Origin of the sequence: Shewanella sp. SR1, assembly GCF_020447145.1 — a bacterium.
Classification (GTDB): Bacteria; Pseudomonadota; Gammaproteobacteria; order Enterobacterales; family Shewanellaceae; genus Shewanella; species Shewanella baltica.
The window spans coordinates 65,260-90,752 of the sequence record NZ_JAJAEF010000008.1; the positions used below are offsets into that span (position 1 = coordinate 65,260).

Below are 25,493 nucleotides of genomic sequence, written 5' to 3' on the forward strand. Positions count from 1 at the left end.
AGGCTGGATAATGAATAATCAATCGCAGCCTTTGGACAATAAACTGGGTGATACAGTGCACGACGCTGTACATATCAAAGTTGTCGCCCGCATCCGCTCAGCAGATAAAAAAACCAATCACGGAGTTCTGTTGGAGTGGAAAAATATCGACGATGTTGTGCTCCAAGAAATTGTTTTAATCAAACATTTGATGGGAGATCACAACAAGCTTGTTCTGGAGAGACTGATTGATACCGGCTTTCCTCTCAACAAAGTGACGCAAGGATGGCAAGGACTCAGGCGCGACTTGCTTAGTCAAATACAGCATGCTGAACCAGCTATCTGTGTAGAACGTGCAGGCTGGCATTCTGAAGGTTTTGTCACTCCTGGTTGGAGCGCTCCAGTTGGAAAAACAGCTCTGTACTTATTGTGTAAAGGGCAGGATTTAGATCTTCGCTCAAAAGGTACTTTGGAACAATGGCACGAAGAAATCGGCAAACTGTGCATTGCCAACCCCATGCTAATTTTTGCCTGCGGGATCGCTCTAAGCGCGCCATTGCTGAGGGTATCAGGGGTAGAGAATGTGATTATTCATATCACTGGCGGTTCTGGTTCTGGTAAATCGACCATCACTAAATTGGCAACCTCAGTGGTAGGTGATGAATCTTTAATGCGGACTTGGCTTAGCACGGCAAATGGTTTGGCTGCCGCAGCTGCGCTACACCATGATATACCGCTATTTTTAGATGAGTTATCACAGGCCAAGGCTGAAGATATCGATAGTGCAGTTTATTCAATTACCAATGGCCGCCCTAAACTGCGCGCCAACGAAACTGGGCAATTGGCCGCTGGGGAGCTTTGGAGGACCATCGCGCTGTCAAACGGCGAGGTGACTCTGCCTGAACGCCTGGCAGAGCTGGGTAAACAACCACTGGCTGGACAACTCACCAGAGTTGTCGAAATACCAGTGTCGGGAAAATTCGGCGTTTTTGACGAACTGCATAGTTTTGCCCGGCCCGATCTGCTGGCAGATGAATTGCAACGTCGCTGCAGACTTTATCATGGCACCCTATTCCCTTCCTGGGTACGCCGCTTGGTCAGTTATGACGAGGCAGAGCTCAGCCGCAAAGTGTCGCAGCTATTGAGCTATCGTGCCGAACTACTCAAAGAAGATGCCGAAACTTTGGTTGGCCACAAAGCCAGCCCACAAGTTTTGAGAGTGATCCGGCGTTTTGCGCTGATCCAGGTGGCGCTTAGCATGGCATGCCAATTTAATTTATTGCCATGGCCGGAGTACCAAGCTACTGATGCGGTCGGCCACTGCTTCAAATTATGGCTGCAAAACCGTGGCCATGGCCTGGATACCGAAGATTACCGGCTATTCTGCCAGCTAAAACAGGCCATACAAAGCTGGCGCACCCGGATTAAACCATTGGATAGCCAGCTGAATTCAAGTATCGGCTACAGCAGACTTCAGCAAGGCGAAGAGCAATGGTTAGTCAAACCGGACGAGTTAAAGCAGGCGTTAAATCTAAGGCCGCAGTACCGCTCGCAACTGATGCTATTAGCTCAACGAAATTGGATAGCGTTTAATGAGATGGAACGTTTAACACTAAAACTAGTGCAGGGCAAAAAGTCAGCGCGATATTTTGCCTTGTGGCCTGAGCGGATCAAAAACGATCTGGCAGAACTTGAGGCTGATTAACTCGTTTCCCAGTTTTCCCAGTTTTTTTGTCATATTCAGAGGTAACCCTATGCAGACAATTTTTATGCTGCTGGCACAATTTGAGAAACCTGTAGTGCCGTTAAAAGAGATTTGTGGTGAGTACTTTGGCCTGTCGCATCAAACCGCCAGAGTCAGAGCCAATGCAGGTCAGTTGCCAATTCCGGCCTTTAGAACCAGCCAGAAAAATGACTATTTGGTGCATCTGGCAGATTTGGCGGCGTACATTGATCAACAACGTGAGAAGGAGTCGAGACGTTTGGCTGCTATTAATCCAAGGGCTGTGAGCGCCCTATCTACCCGGTAATGCGCTTTGATAAAGCGTTGCATCCACTAAGCTAAACAAGACAACAAACCAGCCCGTGAATTTCGCGGGCCTTTAAGTGATCAATAAACCACTTAATACATGTAAAACTGTCTACTTAGTCGGTTTAACGTCGACAAGTGGACACTTATACTATGAATAAGTGTATTTCACGCACAGATAGAGATTATGCAACAGACCACTGCGATCCAGCGTTTAAGTGAGCTAGACCAGCAAGGACGTTATGTATTTAACCAGCGCGATCTGGAAAAAATCTTCCCTGAAGATAGCAAACGTACCCTTCACGCTGGACTTGAACGTTTGGTACGACAGAACATTCTGGAAAGGGCGGCTCGTGGCGTCTACCTCTTTGCTTTGTCACATCATAAAAAAGGTCCAGACACTCTGGAACTGATTGCCAAAACCCTGCGGCGTGGTGAATACAATTACGTCAGCCTGGAATCCGCGCTTTCCTGTTATGGCGTAATTTCGCAAATCCCGATGGACAGGCTGACCGTGATGACCACAGGGCGCAAAGGTGAATACAAAACTCAGTATGGCATCATTGAATTCACACATACCAAGCGGCCGGTCCGTGAAATTATTCAGAGTTTCATTTCTATAAACAGGCCACTGCGGATGGCCACAAAGCAAGCGGCCTGGCGAGACCAAAAACGCGTTGGCCGGAATATTCACCTGGTTCAAAAGGAAATGCTGACGGAGGTAGATGCCAAGCTGTTCGGCAGTTCAACTCCAGAACCTGAATTTAAACTTTAAGCTGCAGTGAATAGATAAAAGCAGAACAAAAAACGGGCAAAAACGACAAAAATTTAAGACACCTGCCCCATATCTGCCCCATGACAAGTTCAGCCCTTGCCAGATAAGGGCTGCAGCCAAAATCTCACCAATCCAGCATGGGCGCAATGGAAAAGGTTCTATCGAGGGTTTTAGGCGCTAAACCTTGGTTTTGCTGGGTTTTATCTAAATTCATTATGTTCCGACTAAATAATATTCTTACTGACTGTTTTTACACGTTTAGGATGTTCTACCTTATTCAGGGAACTAAGAGGGAATCACAATAGCTTGGACGCAGCAGATTGAAGAACCTCATAAATGGTGTTATTTCGCATTCAAAAACGTGAAAAGGCTGACGGGCTCATTCACCATCAATATCTTGTCGTCTCTTGTCGTCTATGTGAAGTAAAACGGCAACGCATTATACACAGAGCAAAGCGCCATTACCAAACACCAAGCTGCAGGATCACGCTCTGCATCGAAAGTGCATCGTTATGGCACGATGACAAACTTGGCCTATGCCAGTAGACGCAAAGCGGCATGAATACTAAAAGTGGATTAATTATCTAGCGCTCAGTCCCCCTTCACCAAGCTGTAAGCGACTATCTTGCTGACTAGAGGAATAACCGCCATTTACAGCTCACTCCAGCGCCTCAATAGATTGTGATACACGCCACTCAGATTAAATAACTCTTGTTCTGCAGCCTGCTGATCTGTGAGTGTTTGAATCGATTGATCAAGTTGAAATAGCAAGCGGCGCTGACCTTCATCACGAACCATACTTTGCAGCCACATAAAGGCGGCGGTACGCTCGCCCGACAGAACTGGCGTGACCTGATGCAAGCTGCTCGATGGATACAGCACTAATGAACCCGCTGATAATTTTATGCTTTGTTGGCCGTAGGTATCTTGGATAACTAATTCGCCGCCCTGATAGCTTTCTGGTTCACTGAGAAATAAAGTCGCTGACAAATCGGTACGGATCATCCCATCAGGGGTCGAGCGGATAGCATTATCAATATGATATCCAAAGGTTTCACCGCCTTGATATCGATTAAACAAAGGCGGATAAAACTGTAATGGTAATGCGGCAGATACAAATTGTGGGTTTGCTAACAGCCTGTCCATAATCTGCTGACCTAGCGCGACGGCTACTGGGTCGTCCTTATCTAATTGCTGATTGCGCTTACGAGTTGTCGCCATCGCGCCGGAGGTTTGATTACCGTCTATCCAGCAACGCGCATCTAACTGGTCGCGCAGTTGAATCACTTCTTGTTTTGAGAAAACATTAGGAATTTCAATCAGCATCTTAGGGTTCCATAGGGCAAAAAACACGGCATGAGTTATACCGTTTATAAAACATAAAAGGCAGCCCAAAGGCTGCCGTAACAATAGCTAATGACTGATATTAAAAATGCATATCGGCACTGAGCATGACCAAACGTCCGGGCGCCATGTTAGCAAAATGCGCGGTGTAGGCTTTATCGTAATAACGCTCGTCAGTGAGGTTTTGCACATTCAAGCGCAGCGTCAGAAAGTCATTCATCTTATAAGATGAAACCACATCAAAACGCCAGTATGAAGGAATCGATAAGGTATTGGCGGTATTACCGTAAACCTGCCCCATATAGTACGCACCAGTTCCGACATTTAACTGTTCCGTAATGTCGTAAGTGGTAAACAGGCTGATGCTATTTTTGGCCGTATTAGGGAAACGATTACCATCGTAAGCGGCATTAAATCCGTTACTTTCTAGGCTAGCATCAAGATAGGTGTATCCACCAAATCCATGCCAATGCTCAGTGATATCACCTGAAAAACCAATTTCAAAGCCCTTCACTTTCTGCTCACCAACGTTTTCTTGCGGTGAATTGCGATCGGCAGAAGTCGCAACGCGAGCGTTGTTCTTCTCGATTTGGAATACTGAACCATTAAGCGATAAGCGGCCACTGAAGAAATCCCACTTAGTACCTAGCTCGTAACTTTCAGTATCTTCAGGCTTTAAATCTTCATTGTTACTACCAAGACGATCTGAACCATCGCCATTAGATGTTCCTGGCGGATTCGAAGATGTGCCCCATGCCGCATAGATACTGCCGTTGACCGCAGGTTTATACAGTACTGATAATTGGTAGTTTAAAAAGTCATCGTCATTTGATAGTGACGAAGTCGAGTTCTGTGCAGCAGTGCTGTAATCATCCCAGCGCACGCCGCCGTTAATCATCCAAGACTCATTCAACTCTATGGTATTAAAGGCATAAACTGAGCGAGTGTCCGTTTCAGTCACCGTGGCATCTGTTCCTAGCGTCACGCTGCCGACCCAAGGGTCGTGAGGATTAGGCTTCGATAGCAAAGTACAATTGTAATTAGCCAGTAGTGCATCATTACAACCCGCATTACGACCATTACCCGTATCGACCGTATAACTTAAGTTACTGGTGCGCTCGTTGCTAAATTCAGTGCCAATCGCAAAGCGGTTGGTGAATCCAGCCAGTTTAGCCTCACCCGCCAATTGTAATTGGGTCGCGAGCGTTTTAGTGACAGAGTGACGCGATTTAGTGTTACGCCATACATAACCATTGGCGACATTGCCTGTCGTGTCATCGGGGTTGGTCACAATGTAATAATTGGTATTACGGCTATACACTGAGGTCGACGTAAATTGCATGTCATTGTTGAAGTCATGGCTTATCAGCACTGAAGCTGTGTCGTCATTATTATCGCGAAAATCCCGCGACAATAAGCCATAGAAGTTATTGGGATCTACATCGGCAGGCCTACCTGTCGCTTGATCATAGGGGATCCCATAGTCAGGTATGTCATGGTTTTCAAAATGATAGTATTCCAACGTCACCTTAGTGGGTGTCGTCAAGCCAAATGTCACAGAGGGTGCAATGCCCCAGCGATTACCAGAGACTTCATCACGACCCGGTGTATTGGCATCGTGCGCCATTAGATTCACCCGCACGGCAGCTTCATCTGCAATTACATGGTTAACGTCAAGGCTGGCGCGTTTTAAAGCATCAGTACCAATTGCCACATCCGCATTAATAAAATCTTCAGCTTGCGCTTTTTTGGTCACGATATTGATACTGCCGCCAACTGCACCACGGCCGTTGTAAACAGAACTCGGCCCCTTTAGCACCTCAATTTGTTCGATGTTAAAAGTCTCACGGCTCTGGGAGCCCACATCCCGCATACCGTTAATAAACGTCGAAGATTGAGCGTCATAACCACGAATAAACGGCCTGTCACCATAGGGATTACCACCTTCACCTGTACCAAGCGTAATACCAGGTGTTGCACGCAGAGCATCAGTAAAACTTTGTGCCCCCATGTCTTTGATCAGATCTTGATTAATCACAGTGACCGTTTTAGCGCTATTGAGCAGATCATCAGTAAATTTACCGGATTGTACTTTGCGCGTGTTGTAGCCCAAATATTCGCCGTTAACCTCAATATGTTCGACTTTCTTACCAGCGACTTGTGCCTGATCCGCTGCTATCGCAGGGGTAGCTGATATAGCCATACCTATAGTTAATGAACCTAAAACATGGGCGCCGAGTGCGACTCGGCCATTGCGGCGTTTTGCAAATTTCATTAAAAGCATTCCTGTTGCGGACTAAACCCTGTAACAGATGTCCCCCACCTGTTAATCGCCCGCTAATATAAGGAAATCGCACAAACTGATCAATAACTATTATCATTTGCATTATTAGTTAACATTGATTGCATAATTTATCGTCCAGCAATGCAGGTTTTTTCATTGCCTCTGAAATTGAGAGTAGTGGAGAAAGTGAGAGTGTCTTGATGTTTAAAAAAACCGGCGACGAGCTAACCACATAAAAATATTACGTTATTACGCGAGCCGAGTCAGTTTGTGCAATGACGACTGTAATGAAATTATCTACGGGGGATATTTTAATGTTGCTGTTGAGAAATCTCGTTAGCTGCCAGACGATAGCGAATGGAGTGGTATCGCAGAATCGCACTAACCGAGATGCCACAGAGTCGGGCAATAACCGCTCTCCCCTCAGTTGTTGAATAGATAAAAGTCGAGTTACTCCATAAAAAGGCTAAAAAACTTTGCAGCATCGACACACATGGGCCACTATGAATGGGGCTAATAGTGTCGATATTGCATCATGTTTTGTATTTATGTAGCGTAAAACAGCGCCATTTGACGTTCAACGTCTTCCTGAGTAACACTTGTAAACTATGATGCAAAGCGATCGCAACCATAAATGGCACAGTGATATTGGGCCTTAGCCGCATATATCTCGGATAAATGATAAGAATATCTTTAAATTAGCCTCACATTTATAGCTGTCTCATCTAAGCTGATAGAGTGTGATCAAGATTGCTGTCGATAAGCAACTTTTCTAATAGCCTTAAGCAATGCCATTACTTCATGGTTTAGGCTCAAAAGAGGACAAACTTAGGCATGAACGTTAATTTTATTAATCCTTTCCTCCAATCTCTGCTCAATGTCATTTCGACTATGGCGAGCATGGATTTGACGCCGGGCAAACCTCAAATCAAATCAGATAACTTAGCGAAGGGGGATGTGTCTGGCCTCATTGGGCTCGTTGGCCCCCAAACAAAAGGATCACTATCGATTACCTTCGAACAAAAGCTGGTTTTGCAGATAATGCAGAATATGCTGGGCGAAAACCCGGGTAAAATTAACGAGGAAGTGACTGACCTAGTGGGTGAAATCACCAACATGGTGACTGGAGGCGCAAAAAATCTATTGGGTCAGAAAGGCTATGAGTTTGAAATGGCCACCCCTATGGTCGTGTCAGGAAAAGGCCACACTATTTCCCATAAAGCCAATGGCACTAAGATTATCATGCCTTTTACTAGCCCACATGGGACCGCTTATATCGAAATATGCTTTGAAAACTAAAAGCTTAAAATGTACCAAGCCAGCATTGCTCAAATTACATTAACGCTCCTGTCGCTCTGGATCTTATGTTTCATTTGCTGATTTAAAGCTAGATAACAAAGATCAGAACGGCTGGATTACCAGCACCTGAATATACTTTTACCATTCATTTCACTGTCTCATTTGTGTTCGATAACTGTTCAATTCGCGCGGCTCTACCCGTAAACATATCGAGTCAACCAGCCTGCACATCAAATCAGTACTTAACTGCAATGCGCTTATCTAAACCCTACTCGCTCAGCACACATCACACTGCAAAAATTACTAACCTATGACGGTTTTATTCACTGCAATCAGTAGATGCAAACATAGTGCTGATGATTCACCGCGAGACTTCACCCTAGAGTTGCCACAAATAAAAAACGGTGTTTAACACACCGTTTTTATGATTCTGTATCTCGATCTGAAGTCGCTCAAGCTAACGAGGTTCATTTCACCAGGCTAGTCTCATGAGACCAAGCACGCGAGATTAAGCTCATGAGAGTAAACTCACGAGATGAAGTTAACAAAGCTAAGCTAAACAAACCGCAACCCTTGGGGTGAGCTTAGTGACTAATTCATAAGCGATAGTACCAATATGCTCAGCGACTTCTTCTACGGGTAATGCTTTACCCCACAACAAAGCGCTATCGCCAACCTTATCCTGCGCATCTTGGCCTAGGTCGACAGTCAACATGTCCATAGAGACGCGACCAACTATGGGTACGCGACGACCATTGACCCACACGGGTGTACCTTCCGGTGCATTACGGGGATAACCATCACCATAACCAATTGCGACAACACCTAAACGGGTATCTTGCTTCGCGGTCCAGAAACAACCATAACCCACTGGCTGATTGGCTTTATGATCCCGCACCGCAATCAACTGTGATACCAGTTCCATCGCAGGTACTAGTCCGTGATTCGCACCGCAATCTCCAGTGACAGGTGACACACCATAGAGGGCGATTCCCGGACGGATCCAATCGCCTTGGCTTTGCGGCCAATACAAGGCACCGGCGGAGTTAGCTAAGGTCCTAAATCCAGGCAAGCCAGCCGTTAAGTTATTAAAAGCCGCCATCTGTACTGAGGTATAAGTGTTATCTGGCTCATCTGCACAGGCAAAATGCGTCATCAAATGAATCGGTTTTGCCACATTGGGACAGGCCATTAATCGATCGTAAACCGCTGAGAATTGCTCTGGCGTAAAGCCTAAGCGATGCATGCCTGAATCCACTTTCAGCCATACAGTGACAGGTTTAGACAACACAGTTTGCTCTAACATCTCAAGCTGAGAGCTATGGTGCACCACAGTGTCGATATCATGCCCGACGAGTAACGGGAGATCGGTGGCGCGGAAAAAACCTTCCAGCAATAACAACCGTGCTGTCACGCCGCCCGCTCGTAATTCTAAGGCTTCATCCAATCGTGCTAAGCCAAAGCCATCGGCACTGACTAAACAATTAGCGACATTCAATAATCCATGACCATAGCCGTTCGCTTTAACGACGGCCATTACGCGACTCGCTGGTGCCTGTTGACGCAACGCAGCGAGATTGGTTTGCAGTGCACTACTGCTAATTTCTGCACGGGGAAAAGGGTTCAAAATTTACCTTGCTCACTCAGGAAATAAAAAGTCACGGATATAAAAAATACATCAGCACAGCACGTCTTCTGCATACGCAAATTTACTATTTTCAAACATGAATTTAGTCTTCTTCAAACTGAGGTCCGGCATAATTATCGAAGCGCGAAAACTGCCCTTGGAAGGTGAGTCGCACTCGACCAATCGGGCCGTTACGTTGCTTACCAATAATGATTTCGGCCGTACCTTTATCTTGAGAATCGTTGTTATACACTTCATCGCGATAAATAAACATGATGAGATCCGCATCCTGCTCGATAGCGCCCGATTCACGCAAATCCGAGTTTACCGGGCGTTTATCGGCCCTTTGCTCAAGCGAGCGGTTAAGCTGCGACAGGGCAATAATCGGGATTTCTAGCTCTTTGGCTAACGCCTTTAGGGAGCGTGAAATCTCAGAAATCTCTAAGGTACGGTTATCTTTCAAGGCGGGCACCTGCATTAACTGCAGGTAATCTATCATGATCATCGATAAGCCACCGTACTCACGGGCAATACGACGCGCGCGGCTACGGACTTCGGTCGGCGTTAATCCCGAACCGTCATCGATATACATTTTGCCTTGCTCGAGCATGATACCCATAGTCGATGAAACCCGCGCCCAATCCTCGTCATCGAGCTGACCGGTACGGATTTTGGTTTGATCGACGCGGCCCAAGGAGGCCAACATACGCATCATAATCTGTTCTGACGGCATCTCGAGACTAAAGATAAGCACCGGCTTGTCTTCATTCATCGCGGCTTGTTCGCACAAGTTCATCGCGAAGGTGGTTTTACCCATAGAAGGACGCGCCGCAACGATAATCAAGTCGCCGGACTGGAAGCCAGCGGTCATCTTATCCAGATCGTTAAAGCCGCTCGAAACCCCAGTCACACCGTTATGGGGGTTATTATAAAGTTGCTCAATCTTATCGACGGTTTTTTCCAGAATGGTTTTAATGCCTTCAGGACCTTCGTTGGAATTGGTTCGCATCTCAGCGATCTTAAAGACTTTACTCTCAGCAAGGTCGAGTAATTCGCTCGAATCGCGGCCTTCTGGGTTGTAACCTGCATCGGCAATTTCGTGCGCTACGCGGATCATGTCACGCACTACGGCGCGTTCACGGACGATTTCGGCGTAAGATAAAATGTTACCCGCACTTGGGGTATTTTTCGCAATCTCACCTAAATAGGCAAAACCGCCGGCATCTTCTAATTGATTTTCAACTTCGAGCTGTTCAGAAACCGTGATCAAATCGATCGGCTGCCCCAGATCGACCAATCTGTGCATGGCAGAGAAGATCATCTTGTGTGAACGGGAGTAAAAGTCATCTTTTACGACGGCCTCAGCGACCCTGTCCCACGCTTCGGCATCTAACATCAAGCCGCCTAATACCGATTGTTCAGCCTCAATTGAATGCGGTGGCAGCTTGAGTCCATCAAGCTGCAAATCTCTTGGCTTACTTTTAGGCTTAAAAGCACCTTGTTGTGACATTAACGCTCCCAATTTCCAACAACTTAACAAAATATGATATAAAACCCGCGTCAAGCAAACAGGATGTTTACACTCGCCTGTTATCTCATTCCAACGGACACTCTAATAATCAATAAGGAAAGAACATGCGTATTGCATTGGTTGCGGCCTTAGTAATGACATCCGGCATAGCAACTGCCGACGAAGGACAATGGCAACCTTATCAAATGCCTTCTATTGCAGACAAACTCAGTGAACGCGGAATCGATATTCCTGCAGAAAAACTGGCCGATCTTACAAGTTATCCAATGAACGCCGTTGTAGGGCTGGGCTATTGTACCGCCAGTTTTGTCTCCCCCCAAGGGCTAGTTGTGACAAACCACCATTGTGCCTTCAAGGCGATACAATATAACACTAAGAAAGAACATAACTATCTCGAACAAGGCTTTTTAGCTACATCAATGGACAAGGAACCCTCTGCCGGTCCTAACGAACGTTTATACATCACAGAGGCAGTAACCGATGTCACCGCCCAAATCAATCAAGGCCTAAGCCAAGATCCACTGAGCCGTTACGAAGACATTCAAAATCACAGCAAAGAACTGATCAAGAGCTGTGAAGCCGATGCGAATTATCGCTGTAATGTCCGCAGTTTCCATAACGGCCTAGAATACTACCTAATCAAGCAATTGATGATCCGCGATGTACGCTTAGTGTATGCACCACCAGAAAGTGTCGGTGCCTTTGGCGGCGACATCGATAACTATGAATATCCACGTCATTCGGGTGATTTTGCCTTCTTACGGGCTTATGTAGGTAAAGACGGCCAACCCGCTGCCTATAGTGACGATAACATCCCTTACAAGCCAAAGAGTTACCTTAAAATCAACGCCGATGGCGTGAAAGCCGGTGACGGCGTGTTCGTCGCAGGCTATCCGGGCTCAACCAGTCGCTATAATCTTACTAGTGAACTTAAGTTTGCCAGTGACTGGCTGTATCCCACCCAAGCAAAACGCTATCAATTACAGATTGATACTATCGAGGCTATGGGACAAAAAGATGCCGACATCGCCATTAAGTACGCTGGCAATATGGCTTCAATGGCCAACCGAATGAAGAAACTCAATGGCTTGCTAGCGGGTTTTAAAGCCACGGATATCGTGGGCATTAAACAAAGCCGTGAGGATAACTTTTTAGCTTGGCTTAAAAAAAATCCTAAGCTAAATCAAAACCTCATCGCTGAGTTAGAAGTGCTACTTGCCGAGCAACAACAGGCGTTCCAAAGTAATTACTACTTTACTAATGCCCAATCGAGCACCCTGTTAACCGCAGCAAACAGCTTGTATCGTCTTGCGAAAGAAAAACAAAAGCCCGATGCCGAACGTGAACAAGGCTATCAAGAGCGTGATTTAGCCATGCTGAGCTCGCGTCTTAAACGTATCGATTCGAGTTTCGATGTCAAAGTCGATAAGACATTGTGGTTACAGGATTTAAATGCTTACCTAGGCCAATCGAATCGCGTGGCAGCGCTCGATAAAATGTTAAGTGTAAACAGTAAAGACGTAGATCTTGCGGCTAAACTCGATGGTTTGTATTCACTCACTACGCTCATAGACCAAGCCCAACGTCTGGCGTGGATGAATGCCGATGTTAACGCCTTCGAAACCAGTGCCGATCCCTTTATTCGTTTAGCCGTAGCACTTTACGACACTAATATGGCGCAGGAAAAAACGGAAAAAATCTTAGACGGTAAGTTATCAACTGCTCGCCCAGACTATATGGCCGCAGTGATCGAATACTATAAGGCCAACAACTGGCCGGTCTATCCTGACGCCAACGGTACACTACGTATCAGCTACGGTATGGTCGATGGTTATCAATCACGTGATGCACTCTACAAACAGCCGTTTACTCGTCTAGATGGCATAGTCGCGAAACACACAGGCGTAGAGCCCTACAATGCACCGAAAAAGCTCCTCGATGCGATTGCCGAGCAGCGTTTTGGCAATCATTTAGTGAAGTCAGTTTATCAAGATCCCCGCGGCTGGATTTGCAGACTCTTCTCTTGCTTAGACAAACCCGAAGAATTTAACTCAGTACCGGTTAACTTCTTATCGAGCGTTGACACCACAGGCGGCAACTCCGGCTCACCAGTCTTCAACGGTAAAGGTGAGTTAGTGGGTCTTAACTTCGACTCCACCTATGAAGCCATCACTAAAGATTGGTTCTTCAACCCAACCATCACCCGCGCAGTACACGTGGATATCCGCTATATCCTGTGGATGATGGACGAAGTCGACCATGCCGATAACCTAATCCAAGAACTGGATTTAGTCAGAAATTAATCGCCACATTAACGTATCAGGTATTAATACCTGATACGTTTTACTACCCGAAGTGAAATATATACTAATTGGCAACTAAGAAAGTTCAGCTTAGCCTGCATCACAAATAACTTACCAACCACAGATTCAACTAAGTGTTTATTGCGCTATTACTCAATATTTCTAACATAAAACACTCAATAGAACATTTTAAGCGCTATGACTTCGTTGTCAAAAGTATAACTATATTGGTTGATACCACTTACAATTCAAATGTGAAAGTCACGCTTATTCCAGAAAACTGTAACTAGAAAACAGAGTAAGAGTCAGACCTTTCTCGAGTCACAACTATCCCCGATGACTGCCCTACAGACGCTTTATCTGAGCTTTCAGAAACACAAGTGGATATAAGGCATCTTTTCCATTTCTGATCGTTGGCATCTATAGAATCAGCAATAACAGTAACGAGAGAAGTAGAAATCCCCATAGCGACTCGTAAACCTTAATTTACAGTAGAATAAATAACCCTTTTCCCATGCAGAAAAGTACAACCTTAGGCTTACTTCAATCAATGATAATCCAACTCTCCCTCCCCTATAAAGACCTTCACAATCACTAACTAACAAATTAAACGCTTACATTTGAAACATTCTGTTTACACAAAACAAACATATATGTAAGGATATGGTCGATGTTGTTACAAATCAATTCATCAGTAATAAGATGAAAAATAAAAACTACATACACAAATAGATAGAGGAAAATGCATAATGAACATTAGGAAGAAGATTATTGCGGTTGCGATTGCATCCGCTTTAGGGATGGGAGTCCCAAGTATCGCCTATGCAGACAATACGACAGCAAGCATTACGGGCTCTTTAACTGTTTCTGGTGCAAGTGCTAGCGAGTACACCGCAACGGCCAAAGATCCTAAAACTGGATTAACAAGAAATATTGAAATTGGAACTGATGGAACTTTCCGTTTCTCTAAATTACCCGTTGGAACGTATGAAGTTGCAATCAGTAAAGGTGGAATAGTGGTAGCTAAGGATACTGTGTCAGTATCTTTAGGTTCAAATGCTAATGCTACGTTTGATATTAAAGCAACAAGCGGCCCCGAAGTGATCTCTATAGTCGGTGCACGAATTAATAATGTCGATTTATCAAACTCAGACTCTGGTCTAGTTATTGATAAAGGCGAAATAGATTTACTGCCAGTAGCAAGAAACTTTACTTCAATTGCGCTACTTGCTCCAGGTACTGTTGCTGGTGATAGTAAATTCGGTCAAACGGCATCTTTTGGTGGTTCTTCAGCGGCTGAAAACTCATGTTATATCAACGGTCTTGAAGTAACGAATACAAGCCAAGGGTTAGGCTGTGGTGAAGTACCATTTGAATTCTATCGTGAATTCCAAGTCAAAACGGGTGGTTATTCAGCCCAATTTGGTCGTACGACTGGTGGTGTGATCAACGCAGTTACAAAAAGTGGTACCAACGAGTGGGATTTTGCTGCAACAGGCCGCTATATTCCTAAATCTTTAGCTTCTGAAGGTCAAATATCCCGTGGTAATGGTGGTGTTGGTGCCATATTCAGAGACACTACTAATGATGAATACAACTTATGGGAATACAGTGCTTCAGCTGCTGGCCCTATTATCGAAGACAAACTATTTTTCTATGCAATTGTAAACCCGCGTAATGTTTCAAATGACTTTGCGACCCAATCAGGTACAAGATCTCAATATGCACCTGATGACCAATTCATCAAACGAGATTCAAGCGGTGCAGACAATCTATTCTGGGGTGCTAAAGTTGACTGGAACATCACTGATGACCATAGCTTAAGCTTTTTCGGCTATTCAAACCGCAGTGATACCAACTCAGATACATACGCATATGATGCTGAAGAAGGTAAAATCGGTAATTATCTTGGGTCAAGCATAAGAAAACGTGGCGGTACGGCAAAGAGTGTTACCTATAATGGTAATATTACAGACGACCTTTCATTATCTGTCATGTATGGCAAGTTAGAAACCGAGTATACGAACACTCCAAGTAACCTTGAGTGCCCTACAGTATCTGACTCTCGCCAAATCCCTGCAGACCAAAAAATTACTAGCTGTGGACCTGGTGGCTCTGTTGGTGTGAACATTGATGAAAATACTCAAACGCGCGTTGACCTACAATATGTTTTAGGTGACCACCTGCTTAAAGCAGGCTATGACAAGCAAGAGCGATTTACATCTCACACGTCCGCACCAATTACAGGACATAGCTGGACTTACGCGAGCTTAGCACCCAATGCAGGCATACAAGGTAATGATGGTAATTTATATACGAATACAACAGGTCAACAGCTCGACTATGTTCAGGATCGTATATTTGCAGGTGGCGGTGGTTTCAACTCTGATTTGTCAGCTTGGTACCTGGAAGACTCATGGCAAGTCACTGATAATGTGATGTTAACTGCAGGAGTTAGACAGGATAAATTTGATAACCAAGGTGTTACAGGACTGACGTTCTCTTCATTTAAAACAGACTTGGCTCCTAGATTAGGCTTTACTTGGGATCCAGTCGGAGATGGCGAGTCAAAAATATACGGTACTGCTGGCCGTTACTATTTACCAGTCCCAAATAACACAAACTATCGTGCAGCATCTGGTATTAGTGATAGTACTACGTATTATACGTTCACTGGACATGATAACACTGGTGCACCTACGGGTTTAAACCCTATCGCAGGGGCTAATTCAACTGTAGTAAACTCTGTTCCAACTCCAGCAATTCAAGAAACATTCCAAAGCGAAGAAGCAGAACCGTTCAGTAAAGATGAATATATCTTAGGCTACCAAAAGCAAGTAACCGAAGAGATGGTAATGTCTGTTCGCGGGATCTATCGTGAGGTTGGAACCGCTCTAGATGATTATTGCGGTCCATTAGCATCGCAAGCAACTTGTACTTTAGTTAACCCAGGAAGTGCTGGCACTTGGTCACTAGATAATGATGGTGATGCCATTGCGGATCCAGGTAGTCGCCAAACCTATTCAGCTGAAGAGATAGGTTTACCTAAAGCTGAAAACACATACAAAGCAATTCAAGCTGAAGTCAATTACACTGCTGATAATTTACGCCTTAACTTTATATACACTTGGAGTAAGAGCTACGGTAACTTTGAAGGCGCGGTTAAGTCTGACATAGGTCAAGCAGATCCTGGCGTAACGCAGGACTTCGATTTCCCAGCTCTGATGGATGGTGCTGAAGGTTATCAAGCTAATGATCGTCGCCACGTCTTTAAGTTATTTGGTACTTATAACTTAACTGATGATCTAAGTGTTGGTTTTAACAGTACACTCTCTAGTGGTCGCCCTCTAAGTGCATTTGGTCAAGGCTACCCAAGCAATGACCCATCTGTTTATGGAAGTTATGGTGATACCTTCTATCTCTATACCAACCAATGCCCAGATACCAATGGCAATGCGAAGTGTGACCAATCAGAGAAGATATACAATCGAGTTGAACGTGGAACAGTTGGACGTACACCATGGAACTTCAACCTAGACTTATCGCTAAACTATGATTTCAAAATTAGTGATATTGACATGAGAGCAACGGTCAATGTTTATAACGTTCTAGATATTCAAGAAATAGTCTCACAAAATGAGCACTACGAAGCTAGAAGCTCCGAAGGTACTAAAAACCAATACTATGGCGCAGCATATGATTGGCAAGAACCTCGTTATGTTGAGTTTGGAATTTCTGGCCGTTTCTAAACTAGTTTTCTAAATAACAACTTAAAAACCGTCAAGATTCTCTTGGCGGTTTTTTTATTTTTGACTTGGTCATAATGTTAGCTATAAATGTTCAGCATCAAGATCAGTACAGTTACCTCATAACTCATCATATACAATCTCCAAGTAGCTAGAGAAGCTTCATGGATCCCGTCGCTTCATTTACTTTCAAATAATAACCTTATTGGGGCTACTGCAAGATTAGGTAGTATTAAGGTATAACCAACGGGTAGATACGTTTTACAGGCCACTTAATTAACTTACTGTGTAATACATAAAATGTCAGTAGCAGTAGCAACCATTTTGCCTTACTCAATACGTAACTTCATTGGATGAACCTTTGAAATGACAGGTATTTTCTAGAGTACTAAATTTCAGCCATAAAAAAACACCGCCGAGGCGGTGTCTTTTTATATTTAAAGCGAGTCGTAATTAAGCTTCTGCAACCACAGATACTTTAACAACAGCTTTAACTTCAGTGTGTAACTGAACTTCAACTTCGAAGTCGCCAGTAGTACGCAGAGCGCCTAATGGTAAACGAACTTCAGCTTTAGCCAGCTCAACACCAGCAGCAGTCACTGCATCAGCGATGTCACGGTTGCCAACTGAACCAAACAGTTTGCCTTCATCACCAGCTTTAGAAGCGATTACAACAGCTTCCAGTGCAGTGATTTTCTCAGCACGTAGGTTAGCAGCAGCTAATTCAGCAGCTAATTTAGCTTCTAATTCAGCGCGACGAGCTTCAAATACTTTAACGTTGCTTTCGTTAGCAACAACAGCTTTACCTTGTGGCAAAAGGAAGTTACGTGCGTAACCAGCCTTAACTGATACTTGGTCACCCAAGTTGCCTAGGTTAGCGATTTTATCAAGCAGAATAACGTTCATTATCAAATCCTCTATATTCGATTAGGAATACTGCAATTACTGATGTAAATCAGTATATGGCAGTAGAGAAAGATAACGAGCACGCTTGATAGCGCGAGCTAGTTGGCGCTGATATTTAGCACTAGTACCAGTGATACGGCTAGGAACAATCTTGCCGCTTTCAGTGATGTAGTTCTTTAAAGTAACGATATCTTTGTAATCAATTTCTGCAACACCTTCAGCGGTGAAACGGCAGAACTTGCGACGACGGAAATAACGTGCCATGTTGACAGTCTCCTAAGTTTTCAATTCGACATTTTCGGCATGGATAACTAAGCGGTTTTGACCATTGCGCCCCTGTTGAAGCGTCATAAAGCCTTGCACTTGTACTTCCACACCTGCTTTCAGATCTTCTGCGACGCTTTCAAAGCGTGGGCCACTCAATATCACTTGAATTTGTACGTAGACGTTGCGGAGCATATCTGCTTCATAACGCTGCGATTTGTGTTCCAACATTATCACACTGTGTGCAATACCTGCTGGGCTTTTAAAGCGTCTTGAACGAGTTATCGTTCCTGACAACACCAAGTTATTGGTGGTCACAGATTACCTTACTCAGCGATTTCTTCAGCGTGAGCTTCATCGTATGAGCGTTCGCCAGCTGGGCCACGACGTGAATCGCGCTCATCTCTAGCTTTAGCCATTGGAGATGCTTCAGTAACGGCAACTTTAGTACGCATTACCATGTTACGCAGAACTGCGTCGTTGAAACGGAAAGCTGTTTCTAGCTCTTCAATCGTCTCTGCTTTAGCTTCAACGTTCATCAGAACGTAGTGAGCTTTATGCAGATCAAGGATTGGGTAAGCCAGTTGACGACGGCCCCAATCTTCTAAACGGTGGATTGTGCCGTTAGCTTCGGTGATAACACCTGTGTAACGCTCAATCATACCTGGTACTTGTTCACTTTGATCTGGGTGAACCATAAATACGATTTCGTAATGACGCATTTATTGCTCCTTACGGTTATGTAGCCTCGGTATTGGCTCAGTCAAACCAAATGGAGGCAAGGAACGAAAAATAGTGACTGATTTGAGCGCGAGATAGTACAGAAAGCAAGCCAGAAACTCAAGCAATAACTTTGCCTCGCCAATCAATACAGGTATGATGGCGCTTCATCTATATTCGGACGTCTGACATCAGCTAACCAAGAATAAAACATAATGCTAAAAGTTATTGCGCCAATCTTTTTATTTTCCCTTTCATTTCCTGCGCTTGCGCTTGTTCCACCTGATTATCAGGAACCGCCCAGCGATTTTACCGCAGAAATCGAAGCGGGTTTGCAACTGAATACTGGCAATACCGAATCCAGCAGTTTTAACGGTCGAACCCAACTGATTTACGACACTAAGCAAACCAAGCAAGAAGCCACGCTCAAAGCCTACTTTGCCTCAGAAAAAAGCAAGACGACTTCCGAAAAATACGAACTCCAACTCCAGTCGAACTATAAACTCACTAAGGGTTATATCTTCGGACGCGGTGATTTCACTTGGGATCAATTCGGTAGTTACACGCAAATATCAACTATTTCGAGTGGTTACGGTTTTAATGCCATCAGCAGCTACAAGACCAAACTCAGTCTCGAAATCGGCCCGGGTTATCGATATAACTTACCGGCCGAATCTGTCGATATTCCTAATCCTGATGCTGAGAAAGATGTCATTCTGCGTACCGCGGCAAAGTTTTCTCAAAAACTACAGGAATACAGCAGTCTCAATGCCGATTTAACTGCCGAAATGGGCGAGAACAACAATACCCTTACCTTAGACATGAACTACAAGAATCTGGTGTTCCAAGATTGGGCTTTTAAAATCGGCATGAACATCAAATACACTGAAGTAGTTCCAGAAGGTAGCCAGCAGACAGATACCATCACCACCTTCAACCTGCTTTATACCTTTAGATAACCGCTTTTAGATAATCCGTAGCAATATAAGCAAGCACACGGCGCCAATGTCATCTTCGGCTGGCGTCAATGTTAAAGTTCCTCAACCCCCTCTCAAGTCACTTCGACATAATCTAAGGTTTTTTTGAGCAGAAATGCGCAATTAATCAAGATTTACCAACAATTTGCAACACAACATAAACACCAACCCCTGATATACTCACGGTTTATTATCAATCTTGTTTGTGTTTTCGGAGTTGTATATGACTAATCCGCTGCGCACTTTCGCCTCTTTATATAGCACCACCTTGTTAATGGTACTGGCCGGCGGTTTGCTCACAACTTACCTTGGGCTCAGGCTCTCGGTGATGAACGTGCCACAGATCTGGATAGGCGGTATGATGTCGGCCTATTATGTTGGCCTTGTGGCGGGCTCTAAGATTGGTCATAGACTTATCGCCCAAGTGGGCCATATCCGCGCCTTCGTTGCCAGTGCAGGCATAGTCGCCGCATCTGCATTGGGTCATGCACTCGTGGATGAGCTAGCAGTTTGGCTGCTCCTCAGGCTCGTTGTCGGCATGGGCATGATGTGCCAATACATGGTGCTCGAAAGTTGGCTTAACGAACAAGCCGAAAGTAACCAAAGGGGCACAGTGTTCGCGAGTTATATGATCGTATCTTACTTCGGCTTGATCTTGGGCCAAGGTGCGATCAGTATCTTCCCCGAATTAGGCCTTGAGCCGTTACTGCTGATCGCGATTTGTTTCTCACTCTGTATCGTACCGATTTCACTCACGCGTCGTCTTCACCCTGCGCCTTTGGTCCCAGCTCCACTCAAAATTGCCCATTACTGGAAAAAAGCGCCGCAGGCACTCACAACCATCGCAATTGGTAGCATGATAGTGGGTTCGTTTTATGGTCTCGCGCCCGCCTATGCTAGTAACTTAGGTTTGCCGCCTGAAAAAGTCGCCACTTATATGACAGCAACGATTTTAGCGGGATTACTGGCACAATGGCCGATGGGGAAACTGTCCGACATTATGTCCCGCAGCCGTCTTATCCGTATCAACTGTATATTGCTTGGCATCTTAGCCTTAGCCATCGCCTTAACGCCCTATCATCCAGTGATTTCGCTGGTGATGACCTTTCTGTTTGGTATTTTAGGTTTCACCTTCTATCCCCTCGCTACGGCACTGGCTAACTCACGAGTCGAACAAAATGAGCGAGTCGGCTTATCCGCCACCATTTTATTAACCTTCGGCTTAGGGGCCAGTATCGGTCCACTGATCGCCTCGACGTTGATGCAATGGCTTGGCAACAGCATGTTATATGGCTTTATGTCTGCCTGTACCTTGATCCTGTTTGTGCGTTTACGTTACGTGCATTCGCAGCAAAAAGTCGAAACCAATGTCACCCAAGATTATATAATGGCGACGGGCGACCTAGTCTCTTCACCACTGGCGGCGGCGCTAGACCCTAGGGTTGATGTTGAATCGATTCAAGAGCATATGACGCCCAGTGCTAACCTAGATGAATCTGAGCATGATTTAGGGGCTGATGGCGTCGATGACGATATTATCGACGAAAATGACAGTGATGAGGAGCAACTCGCCTTCAGTTTCGATATCGAACAAGCAGAGCCAGAAGCCGTTCAAACGGATGAAGCCGATAGCCATCAGGTTAACCTAGACAAAGCGCTGACATAAAAAGGCCAACAAAAAAGACCGATTAACTGTTTAAAGTTAATCGGTCTTTTATTACTGCTAATGCTAACTGCAACAAGTAGTTACTGCAACAAGTCGTTACTGCAAGCCTGATACCGCATGTGCGAAATCAGGCAAGCGTGAGCATATTAGCTGCGGCGCTGACGCACAGCTTCAAATAAGCAAATACCGGTCGCAACCGATACGTTCAAGCTAGACACACTTCCGGCCATAGGGATAGAGATCAGTGAATCGCAAGACTCACGGCTTAAACGGCGTAAACCTTTATCTTCCGCACCCATGGCAATCGCCAGTGACCCTTTAAGATCGGCTTGATAAAGCTCGCAATCAGCCTCGCCCGCCGTACCCACAATCCATACACCTTTATCCTGCAGGTGACGCATAGTGCGCGCAAGATTAGTCACTTGGAATAAAGGCACTGTTTCCGCCGCGCCACATGCCACTTTACTCACAGTCGCAGTTAAGCCGACTGAGTTGTCTTTAGGCACGATAATACCTTGCACGCCTGCCGCATCGGCATTACGTAGGCAAGCGCCTAAGTTATGGGGATCCGTCACGCCATCCAAAATCAGCAGAAATGGTTGCTCAGTGTTAGCAAGCAGCACATCTAAATCTTGCTCGTTCAACACTTTCGCCGCTTTAACGCGTGCGACTATACCTTGATGTTGGCTGCTTTCCGCTTTGTCATCCAAGGCTTTGCGAGAAGCGACTTGAATCGTCGTGCCAAAGGCTTTGGCCTGATTGGCCAGCACAGTTAAGCGTTCATCGTCACGACCTTGTAACAGCCATAACTCGATAACGCGCTCAGGGCTGTGTTTTAACAGGGCTTCAACTGCGTGGATCCCAAAAATAATATCTTGTTTTTTCATTTATTTCTTTCTCGTGCTCCGCTTAGCGGCTTTTGGCTTTTTAGCCGGATCTTTTACTGCTGTCTTTTTCACTTTAGTGCCCGCTTTAGCCTTAGGTTTGGCTTTGCCAGCTTCAGCCTTAGTGCTAGGCGTTGCGGTTTTGCCCGCTTTACCTTGCTTAGCGCCTTCACGATTAACACGCTCACGGGCTGTCATCGGCTTATCACGGCTGGCAGATGCTTTGCGCTTGCCACCTTTGCCGTCATCGCCCAGCATGACTAAATCAATCTGTCTGTCATCTAAGTTAACAGCAGCGACCTTAACCGTCACAGGATCGCCGACTTGATAGACTTGGCCTGTATGCTCACCGATAAGGCGTTGACGCATAGGATCGAATTGGTAGTAATCGCTACCTAGGCTTGAGATATGCACTAAGCCATCGATAAACAGCTCATTTAAGCGCACGAACAAACCAAAGCTCGTCACTGAGGCAATCACAGCTTCGAAGGTATCGCCGACGTGATCTTGCATAAACTCGCACTTGAGCCAATCGCTAACATCACGAGTCGCTTCATCGGCACGACGCTCTGTAGTCGAACACTCTTCGCCCAATTGGTCGAGTTCATCGAGTTGATAGTGGTAGCCACCATCCTGCGTCCACTTTTCTGTGGCTTCGCCTCTTTCCTTCGCCAGTAAATAACGGATCACTCTATGTAAGACTAAATCCGGATAACGGCGAATGGGCGAGGTAAAATGCGCATACTCTTCTAAGGCTAGACCGAAGTGACCTTCGTTATCTGGGGTGTAAATGGCCTGACGCATAGAGCGCAGCAACATCACTTGGATGAGTTCAGCATCGGGACGGTCAGCAATTTGCAGCATCACGTTCTGGTAATCTGACGGCGTTGGCTCAAGTCCGCCAGGCATAGTCAAACCACGCTCAGCAAGGAACTCTTTAAAGTTCGCCAACTTTTGCTCAGATGGCGCTTCATGCACTCGGTACAGCACTTCGCCTTTGTGTTTCTTAACAAATTTAGCAGCAGAAACGTTGGCTAAAATCATACATTCTTCAATGATTTTATGTGCTTGATTACGACCACGTGGCACGATTTTATCAATCTTGCGCTGCTCATTGAAAATGAACTGCGTTTCCATGGTTTCAAACGCAATCGCACCACGCTCAGCTCTTTGCTCATCTAGCGCTAAATACAACGACTGTAAACACTGCAGATGCGGGAACAAGGATTCATGCTCAGGCGCAATTGGACCGCCTTCTAACATCTCCGCCACTTGGGTATAAGTGAAACGGGCATGGGAATACATCACCGCCGGATAAAACTTATAACCCGACAACTTGCCTTTGGCAGACACTGTCATCTCGGCGACCATACATAAACGGTCGACGTGAGGATTAAGCGAACATAGGCCGTTGGAGATTTTCTCCGGCAGCATAGGGATCACTTGCGATGGGAAATACACTGAGTTACCACGGGCACGCGCTTCGGTATCTAAAGCCGAATCGGTGCGAACATAATAACTAACATCAGCAATCGCAACCCATAAACGCCAGCCGCCACCGGCTTTTTTCTCCGCATACACGGCATCGTCAAAATCGCGGGCGTCTTCGCCGTCGATAGTCACTAATGGCAGATGACGTAAATCTACACGGCCGACTTTATCGGCGTCGGTCACTTCATCGGGAATTCGGCGCAGTTTCTTCTCGATCACAGGTGACCAAGTATGGGGTAAGTCGTAGTTACGCAGGGCGATTTCGATTTCCATCCCCGGCGCCATTTGCTTACCAAGCACTTCAGTCACTTTACCCGCAGCCTTAACAAAACGACCTGGGCGACGCGTTAATTCAACCACAACCACATCGCCTTGACGGGCGCCGTTGCGATCTTCATTCGCGACTAAGATTTCTTGGGTAATACGCTTATCATCGGCAATGACAAATGCCATACCGCTATCAACATGATAACGGCCAACAATCGCGGCACTGCGCGGCTGGATCAAACGCACCAAACGCGCTTCGCGGCGACCACGACGATCTGTGCCCGCTTTTTGCGCCAGCACTTTATCACCGTGGAAATACATCAGCATATCGCGGTTCGAAATAAATAAGTCATCACCGCCTTCATCGGGTTTGAAAAAGCCGAAGCCTTCTCTGTGTCCGAGTACAGTGCCGGGGATAAGATCCATTTTCTCGGGCAAGCCATAGCTCTGCCCACGGGTGAACACAAGTTCGCCATCGCGTTCCATCGCACGTAGGCGACGGCGCAGGGCCTCAAGTTGTTCTTCCTCTTGGATGTTTAACGCCGCAGCAATACTGTCACGAGTGATAGGTGATTTCTGAGAACGTAAGTAATCGATAATATACTCACGGCTTGGGATAGGGTTTTCGTACTTATCCTGTTCACGCTCAAAATGAGGGTCTTTGATCATTCAATATCCAAATAATGTGTCTCTAGATTAAGAGACCACTTAACGGGTTCGCAACTGTTCTTGCTGGGCCCGCGCCACTGCACTGGGGGGCATTTTAGCTGCTAACACCTGCAGTAAAGACAAGGCTTTTTTCTTCGTTGCCTCGTCCGCAAAAACATCGTTATATAACCAGTGATAGGCCATCTCGTAATCTCTAGGACTACCATAACCTTCACCGAATAAACGCACTAACATCATACGAGCGGGTAAATCACCACTTGCAGCCGCAGGCAGTAAATAATGCACTGCTCTGTCTTTATTGCGGATGACAAATTTCCCACTCTGATAATACTCGGCAAGCTTTAACATCGCTTCTGAGCTACCTTGTTCGGCCGAGTCACGTAACAAAGCAATACCCTTCACAGGGTTTGCCTTTACACAGGTTCCATAATTGAGCATTTCGCCCCACAGGAATTGATATAAAGGCTGTTTTAAGACTTGGGCTCGCGCCTCAATGTCTTGGACTAACTGGCAATCATCACGCTTCACTTTCGCTAAATATTGATCGCTACGGATCAAATCAAGCAATTGATCTTGGCTATAAATATCCACCGCCTGCGTTTCAGCAAAGCACATTGAAGATACTAAAGGCAGTAGCGCAACTAGTGCTGTACGTAGCATAACGACTCTCAATGACAATAGGGTGAATACTTGCATCGGCAGTATAACCTATTTCTTGAGCTTGAGCTGAAT

At 45.5% G+C, this 25,493-nt stretch carries 19 protein-coding genes; 8 read left to right on the forward strand and 11 right to left on the reverse strand.

The features are described 5' to 3' along the window. The first annotated feature begins 10 nt into the window (after nt 1–10). From KV201_RS09530 to KV201_RS09540, 3 genes are all read left to right on the forward strand, one after another. A complete protein-coding gene (locus KV201_RS09530; protein ID WP_226059172.1) occupies nt 11–1,684 on the forward strand; it encodes a DUF927 domain-containing protein in 1,674 nt (557 codons plus the stop codon). Nucleotides 1,685–1,733: 49 nt separating this feature from the next. Then, entirely contained in the window at nt 1,734–2,009 is a 276-nt protein-coding gene (locus KV201_RS09535) for a pyocin activator PrtN family protein (RefSeq protein ID WP_226059173.1), read from the forward strand. 186 nt (nt 2,010–2,195) lie between these two features. After that, complete coding sequence (locus KV201_RS09540; RefSeq protein ID WP_226059174.1) at nt 2,196–2,783, forward strand: type IV toxin-antitoxin system AbiEi family antitoxin; 588 nt, start codon at nt 2,196–2,198, stop codon at nt 2,781–2,783. Nucleotides 2,784–3,434: 651 nt separating this feature from the next. On the opposite strand, the gene KV201_RS09545 is transcribed toward KV201_RS09540, so the two are convergent. Both KV201_RS09545 and KV201_RS09550 read right to left on the reverse strand, forming a co-directional pair. Next, nucleotides 3,435–4,109, reverse strand: a complete 675-nt coding sequence (locus KV201_RS09545; RefSeq protein ID WP_226059175.1) for a Fe2+-dependent dioxygenase — start codon at nt 4,107–4,109, stop codon at nt 3,435–3,437. Nucleotides 4,110–4,209: 100 nt separating this feature from the next. Further along, a complete protein-coding gene (locus KV201_RS09550; RefSeq protein WP_226059176.1) occupies nt 4,210–6,402 on the reverse strand; it encodes a TonB-dependent siderophore receptor in 2,193 nt (730 codons plus the stop codon). An 843-nt stretch (nt 6,403–7,245) separates the two neighbouring features. On the opposite strand from KV201_RS09550, the gene KV201_RS09555 reads away from it, so the two are divergent. Then, nucleotides 7,246–7,710, forward strand: a complete 465-nt coding sequence (locus tag KV201_RS09555; RefSeq protein ID WP_006083037.1) for a chemotaxis protein CheX — start codon at nt 7,246–7,248, stop codon at nt 7,708–7,710. 550 nt (nt 7,711–8,260) lie between these two features. Here the strand turns inward: KV201_RS09555 and alr are convergent. Continuing rightward, nucleotides 8,261–9,337: an alanine racemase gene (alr, locus tag KV201_RS09560; protein WP_226059177.1), complete on the reverse strand. Its 1,077-nt coding sequence runs from the start codon at nt 9,335–9,337 to the stop codon at nt 8,261–8,263. Between the two features lie 103 nt (nt 9,338–9,440). After that, nucleotides 9,441–10,847 carry a replicative DNA helicase gene (gene dnaB, locus KV201_RS09565; protein WP_006083039.1) on the reverse strand — a complete coding sequence of 469 codons (1,407 nt, stop codon included), beginning with the start codon at nt 10,845–10,847 and terminating at the stop codon, nt 9,441–9,443. Between the two features lie 125 nt (nt 10,848–10,972). On the opposite strand from dnaB, the gene KV201_RS09570 reads away from it, so the two are divergent. Then, the gene (locus tag KV201_RS09570) at nt 10,973–13,171 is read left to right on the forward strand and encodes a S46 family peptidase (protein ID WP_226059178.1); all 2,199 of its coding nucleotides are present in this window, start codon (nt 10,973–10,975) and stop codon (nt 13,169–13,171) included. A gap of 749 nt (nt 13,172–13,920) precedes the next feature. Then, nucleotides 13,921–16,920, forward strand: a complete 3,000-nt coding sequence (locus tag KV201_RS09575; RefSeq protein ID WP_226059179.1) for a TonB-dependent receptor — start codon at nt 13,921–13,923, stop codon at nt 16,918–16,920. Between the two features lie 450 nt (nt 16,921–17,370). On the opposite strand, the gene rplI is transcribed toward KV201_RS09575, so the two are convergent. Genes rplI through rpsF form a run of 4 tightly spaced genes read right to left on the reverse strand, consistent with a single transcriptional unit; the run spans nt 17,371 to nt 18,809 of the window. Further along, on the reverse strand, nt 17,371–17,823 hold the full coding sequence (gene rplI / locus KV201_RS09580; protein ID WP_006083041.1) for a 50S ribosomal protein L9: 453 nt from the start codon (nt 17,821–17,823) through the stop codon (nt 17,371–17,373). Nucleotides 17,824–17,859: 36 nt separating this feature from the next. Beyond that, nucleotides 17,860–18,087: a 30S ribosomal protein S18 gene (gene rpsR, locus KV201_RS09585; protein ID WP_006083042.1), complete on the reverse strand. Its 228-nt coding sequence runs from the start codon at nt 18,085–18,087 to the stop codon at nt 17,860–17,862. A 12-nt stretch (nt 18,088–18,099) separates the two neighbouring features. After that, a complete protein-coding gene (gene priB, locus KV201_RS09590) occupies nt 18,100–18,405 on the reverse strand; it encodes a primosomal replication protein N (RefSeq protein ID WP_006083043.1) in 306 nt (101 codons plus the stop codon). 8 nt (nt 18,406–18,413) lie between these two features. Then, nucleotides 18,414–18,809 (reverse strand): 30S ribosomal protein S6, encoded by a 396-nt coding sequence (gene rpsF, locus KV201_RS09595; RefSeq protein WP_006083044.1) that lies wholly within the window; start codon nt 18,807–18,809, stop codon nt 18,414–18,416. Nucleotides 18,810–19,022: 213 nt separating this feature from the next. Here rpsF and KV201_RS09600 point away from each other — a divergent pair, with 213 nt between their 5' ends. Continuing rightward, nucleotides 19,023–19,766, forward strand: coding sequence for a YdiY family protein (locus KV201_RS09600; RefSeq protein ID WP_226059180.1), 744 nt, complete (start codon nt 19,023–19,025; stop codon nt 19,764–19,766). Between the two features lie 241 nt (nt 19,767–20,007). Then, nucleotides 20,008–21,450 (forward strand): MFS transporter, encoded by a 1,443-nt coding sequence (locus tag KV201_RS09605; RefSeq protein ID WP_006083046.1) that lies wholly within the window; start codon nt 20,008–20,010, stop codon nt 21,448–21,450. 146 nt (nt 21,451–21,596) lie between these two features. Here KV201_RS09605 and rlmB read toward each other — a convergent pair whose 3' ends face one another. Genes rlmB through motX form a run of 3 tightly spaced genes read right to left on the reverse strand, consistent with a single transcriptional unit; the run spans nt 21,597 to nt 25,457 of the window. Beyond that, on the reverse strand, nt 21,597–22,337 hold the full coding sequence (gene rlmB / locus KV201_RS09610) for a 23S rRNA (guanosine(2251)-2'-O)-methyltransferase RlmB (RefSeq protein WP_226059181.1): 741 nt from the start codon (nt 22,335–22,337) through the stop codon (nt 21,597–21,599). After that, nucleotides 22,338–24,761, reverse strand: coding sequence for a ribonuclease R (gene rnr, locus KV201_RS09615; RefSeq protein WP_226059182.1), 2,424 nt, complete (start codon nt 24,759–24,761; stop codon nt 22,338–22,340). A gap of 39 nt (nt 24,762–24,800) precedes the next feature. Continuing rightward, the gene (gene motX / locus KV201_RS09620; RefSeq protein WP_011847814.1) at nt 24,801–25,457 is read right to left on the reverse strand and encodes a flagellar protein MotX; all 657 of its coding nucleotides are present in this window, start codon (nt 25,455–25,457) and stop codon (nt 24,801–24,803) included. Nucleotides 25,458–25,493: the final 36 nt, after the last annotated feature.

What these genes read in the sequence shown, in the direction of transcription:
- KV201_RS09575 (WP_226059179.1), top strand. Translation starts at nt 13,921, where the DNA reads ATGAACATTAGGAAGAAGATTATTGCGGTTGCGATTGCATCCGCTTTA.
- rpsF (WP_006083044.1), bottom strand. Translation starts at nt 18,809, where the DNA reads ATGCGTCATTACGAAATCGTATTTATGGTTCACCCAGATCAAAGTGAA.
- rpsR (WP_006083042.1), bottom strand. Translation starts at nt 18,087, where the DNA reads ATGGCACGTTATTTCCGTCGTCGCAAGTTCTGCCGTTTCACCGCTGAA.
- KV201_RS09540 (WP_226059174.1), top strand. Translation starts at nt 2,196, where the DNA reads ATGCAACAGACCACTGCGATCCAGCGTTTAAGTGAGCTAGACCAGCAA.
- KV201_RS09600 (WP_226059180.1), top strand. Translation starts at nt 19,023, where the DNA reads ATGCTAAAAGTTATTGCGCCAATCTTTTTATTTTCCCTTTCATTTCCT.
- rnr (WP_226059182.1), bottom strand. Translation starts at nt 24,761, where the DNA reads ATGATCAAAGACCCTCATTTTGAGCGTGAACAGGATAAGTACGAAAAC.
- KV201_RS09545 (WP_226059175.1), bottom strand. Translation starts at nt 4,109, where the DNA reads ATGCTGATTGAAATTCCTAATGTTTTCTCAAAACAAGAAGTGATTCAA.
- KV201_RS09570 (WP_226059178.1), top strand. Translation starts at nt 10,973, where the DNA reads ATGCGTATTGCATTGGTTGCGGCCTTAGTAATGACATCCGGCATAGCA.
- dnaB (WP_006083039.1), bottom strand. Translation starts at nt 10,847, where the DNA reads ATGTCACAACAAGGTGCTTTTAAGCCTAAAAGTAAGCCAAGAGATTTG.
- rplI (WP_006083041.1), bottom strand. Translation starts at nt 17,823, where the DNA reads ATGAACGTTATTCTGCTTGATAAAATCGCTAACCTAGGCAACTTGGGT.
- KV201_RS09605 (WP_006083046.1), top strand. Translation starts at nt 20,008, where the DNA reads ATGACTAATCCGCTGCGCACTTTCGCCTCTTTATATAGCACCACCTTG.
- motX (WP_011847814.1), bottom strand. Translation starts at nt 25,457, where the DNA reads ATGCAAGTATTCACCCTATTGTCATTGAGAGTCGTTATGCTACGTACA.
- KV201_RS09535 (WP_226059173.1), top strand. Translation starts at nt 1,734, where the DNA reads ATGCAGACAATTTTTATGCTGCTGGCACAATTTGAGAAACCTGTAGTG.
- KV201_RS09530 (WP_226059172.1), top strand. Translation starts at nt 11, where the DNA reads ATGAATAATCAATCGCAGCCTTTGGACAATAAACTGGGTGATACAGTG.
- KV201_RS09550 (WP_226059176.1), bottom strand. Translation starts at nt 6,402, where the DNA reads ATGAAATTTGCAAAACGCCGCAATGGCCGAGTCGCACTCGGCGCCCAT.
- KV201_RS09555 (WP_006083037.1), top strand. Translation starts at nt 7,246, where the DNA reads ATGAACGTTAATTTTATTAATCCTTTCCTCCAATCTCTGCTCAATGTC.
- rlmB (WP_226059181.1), bottom strand. Translation starts at nt 22,337, where the DNA reads ATGAAAAAACAAGATATTATTTTTGGGATCCACGCAGTTGAAGCCCTG.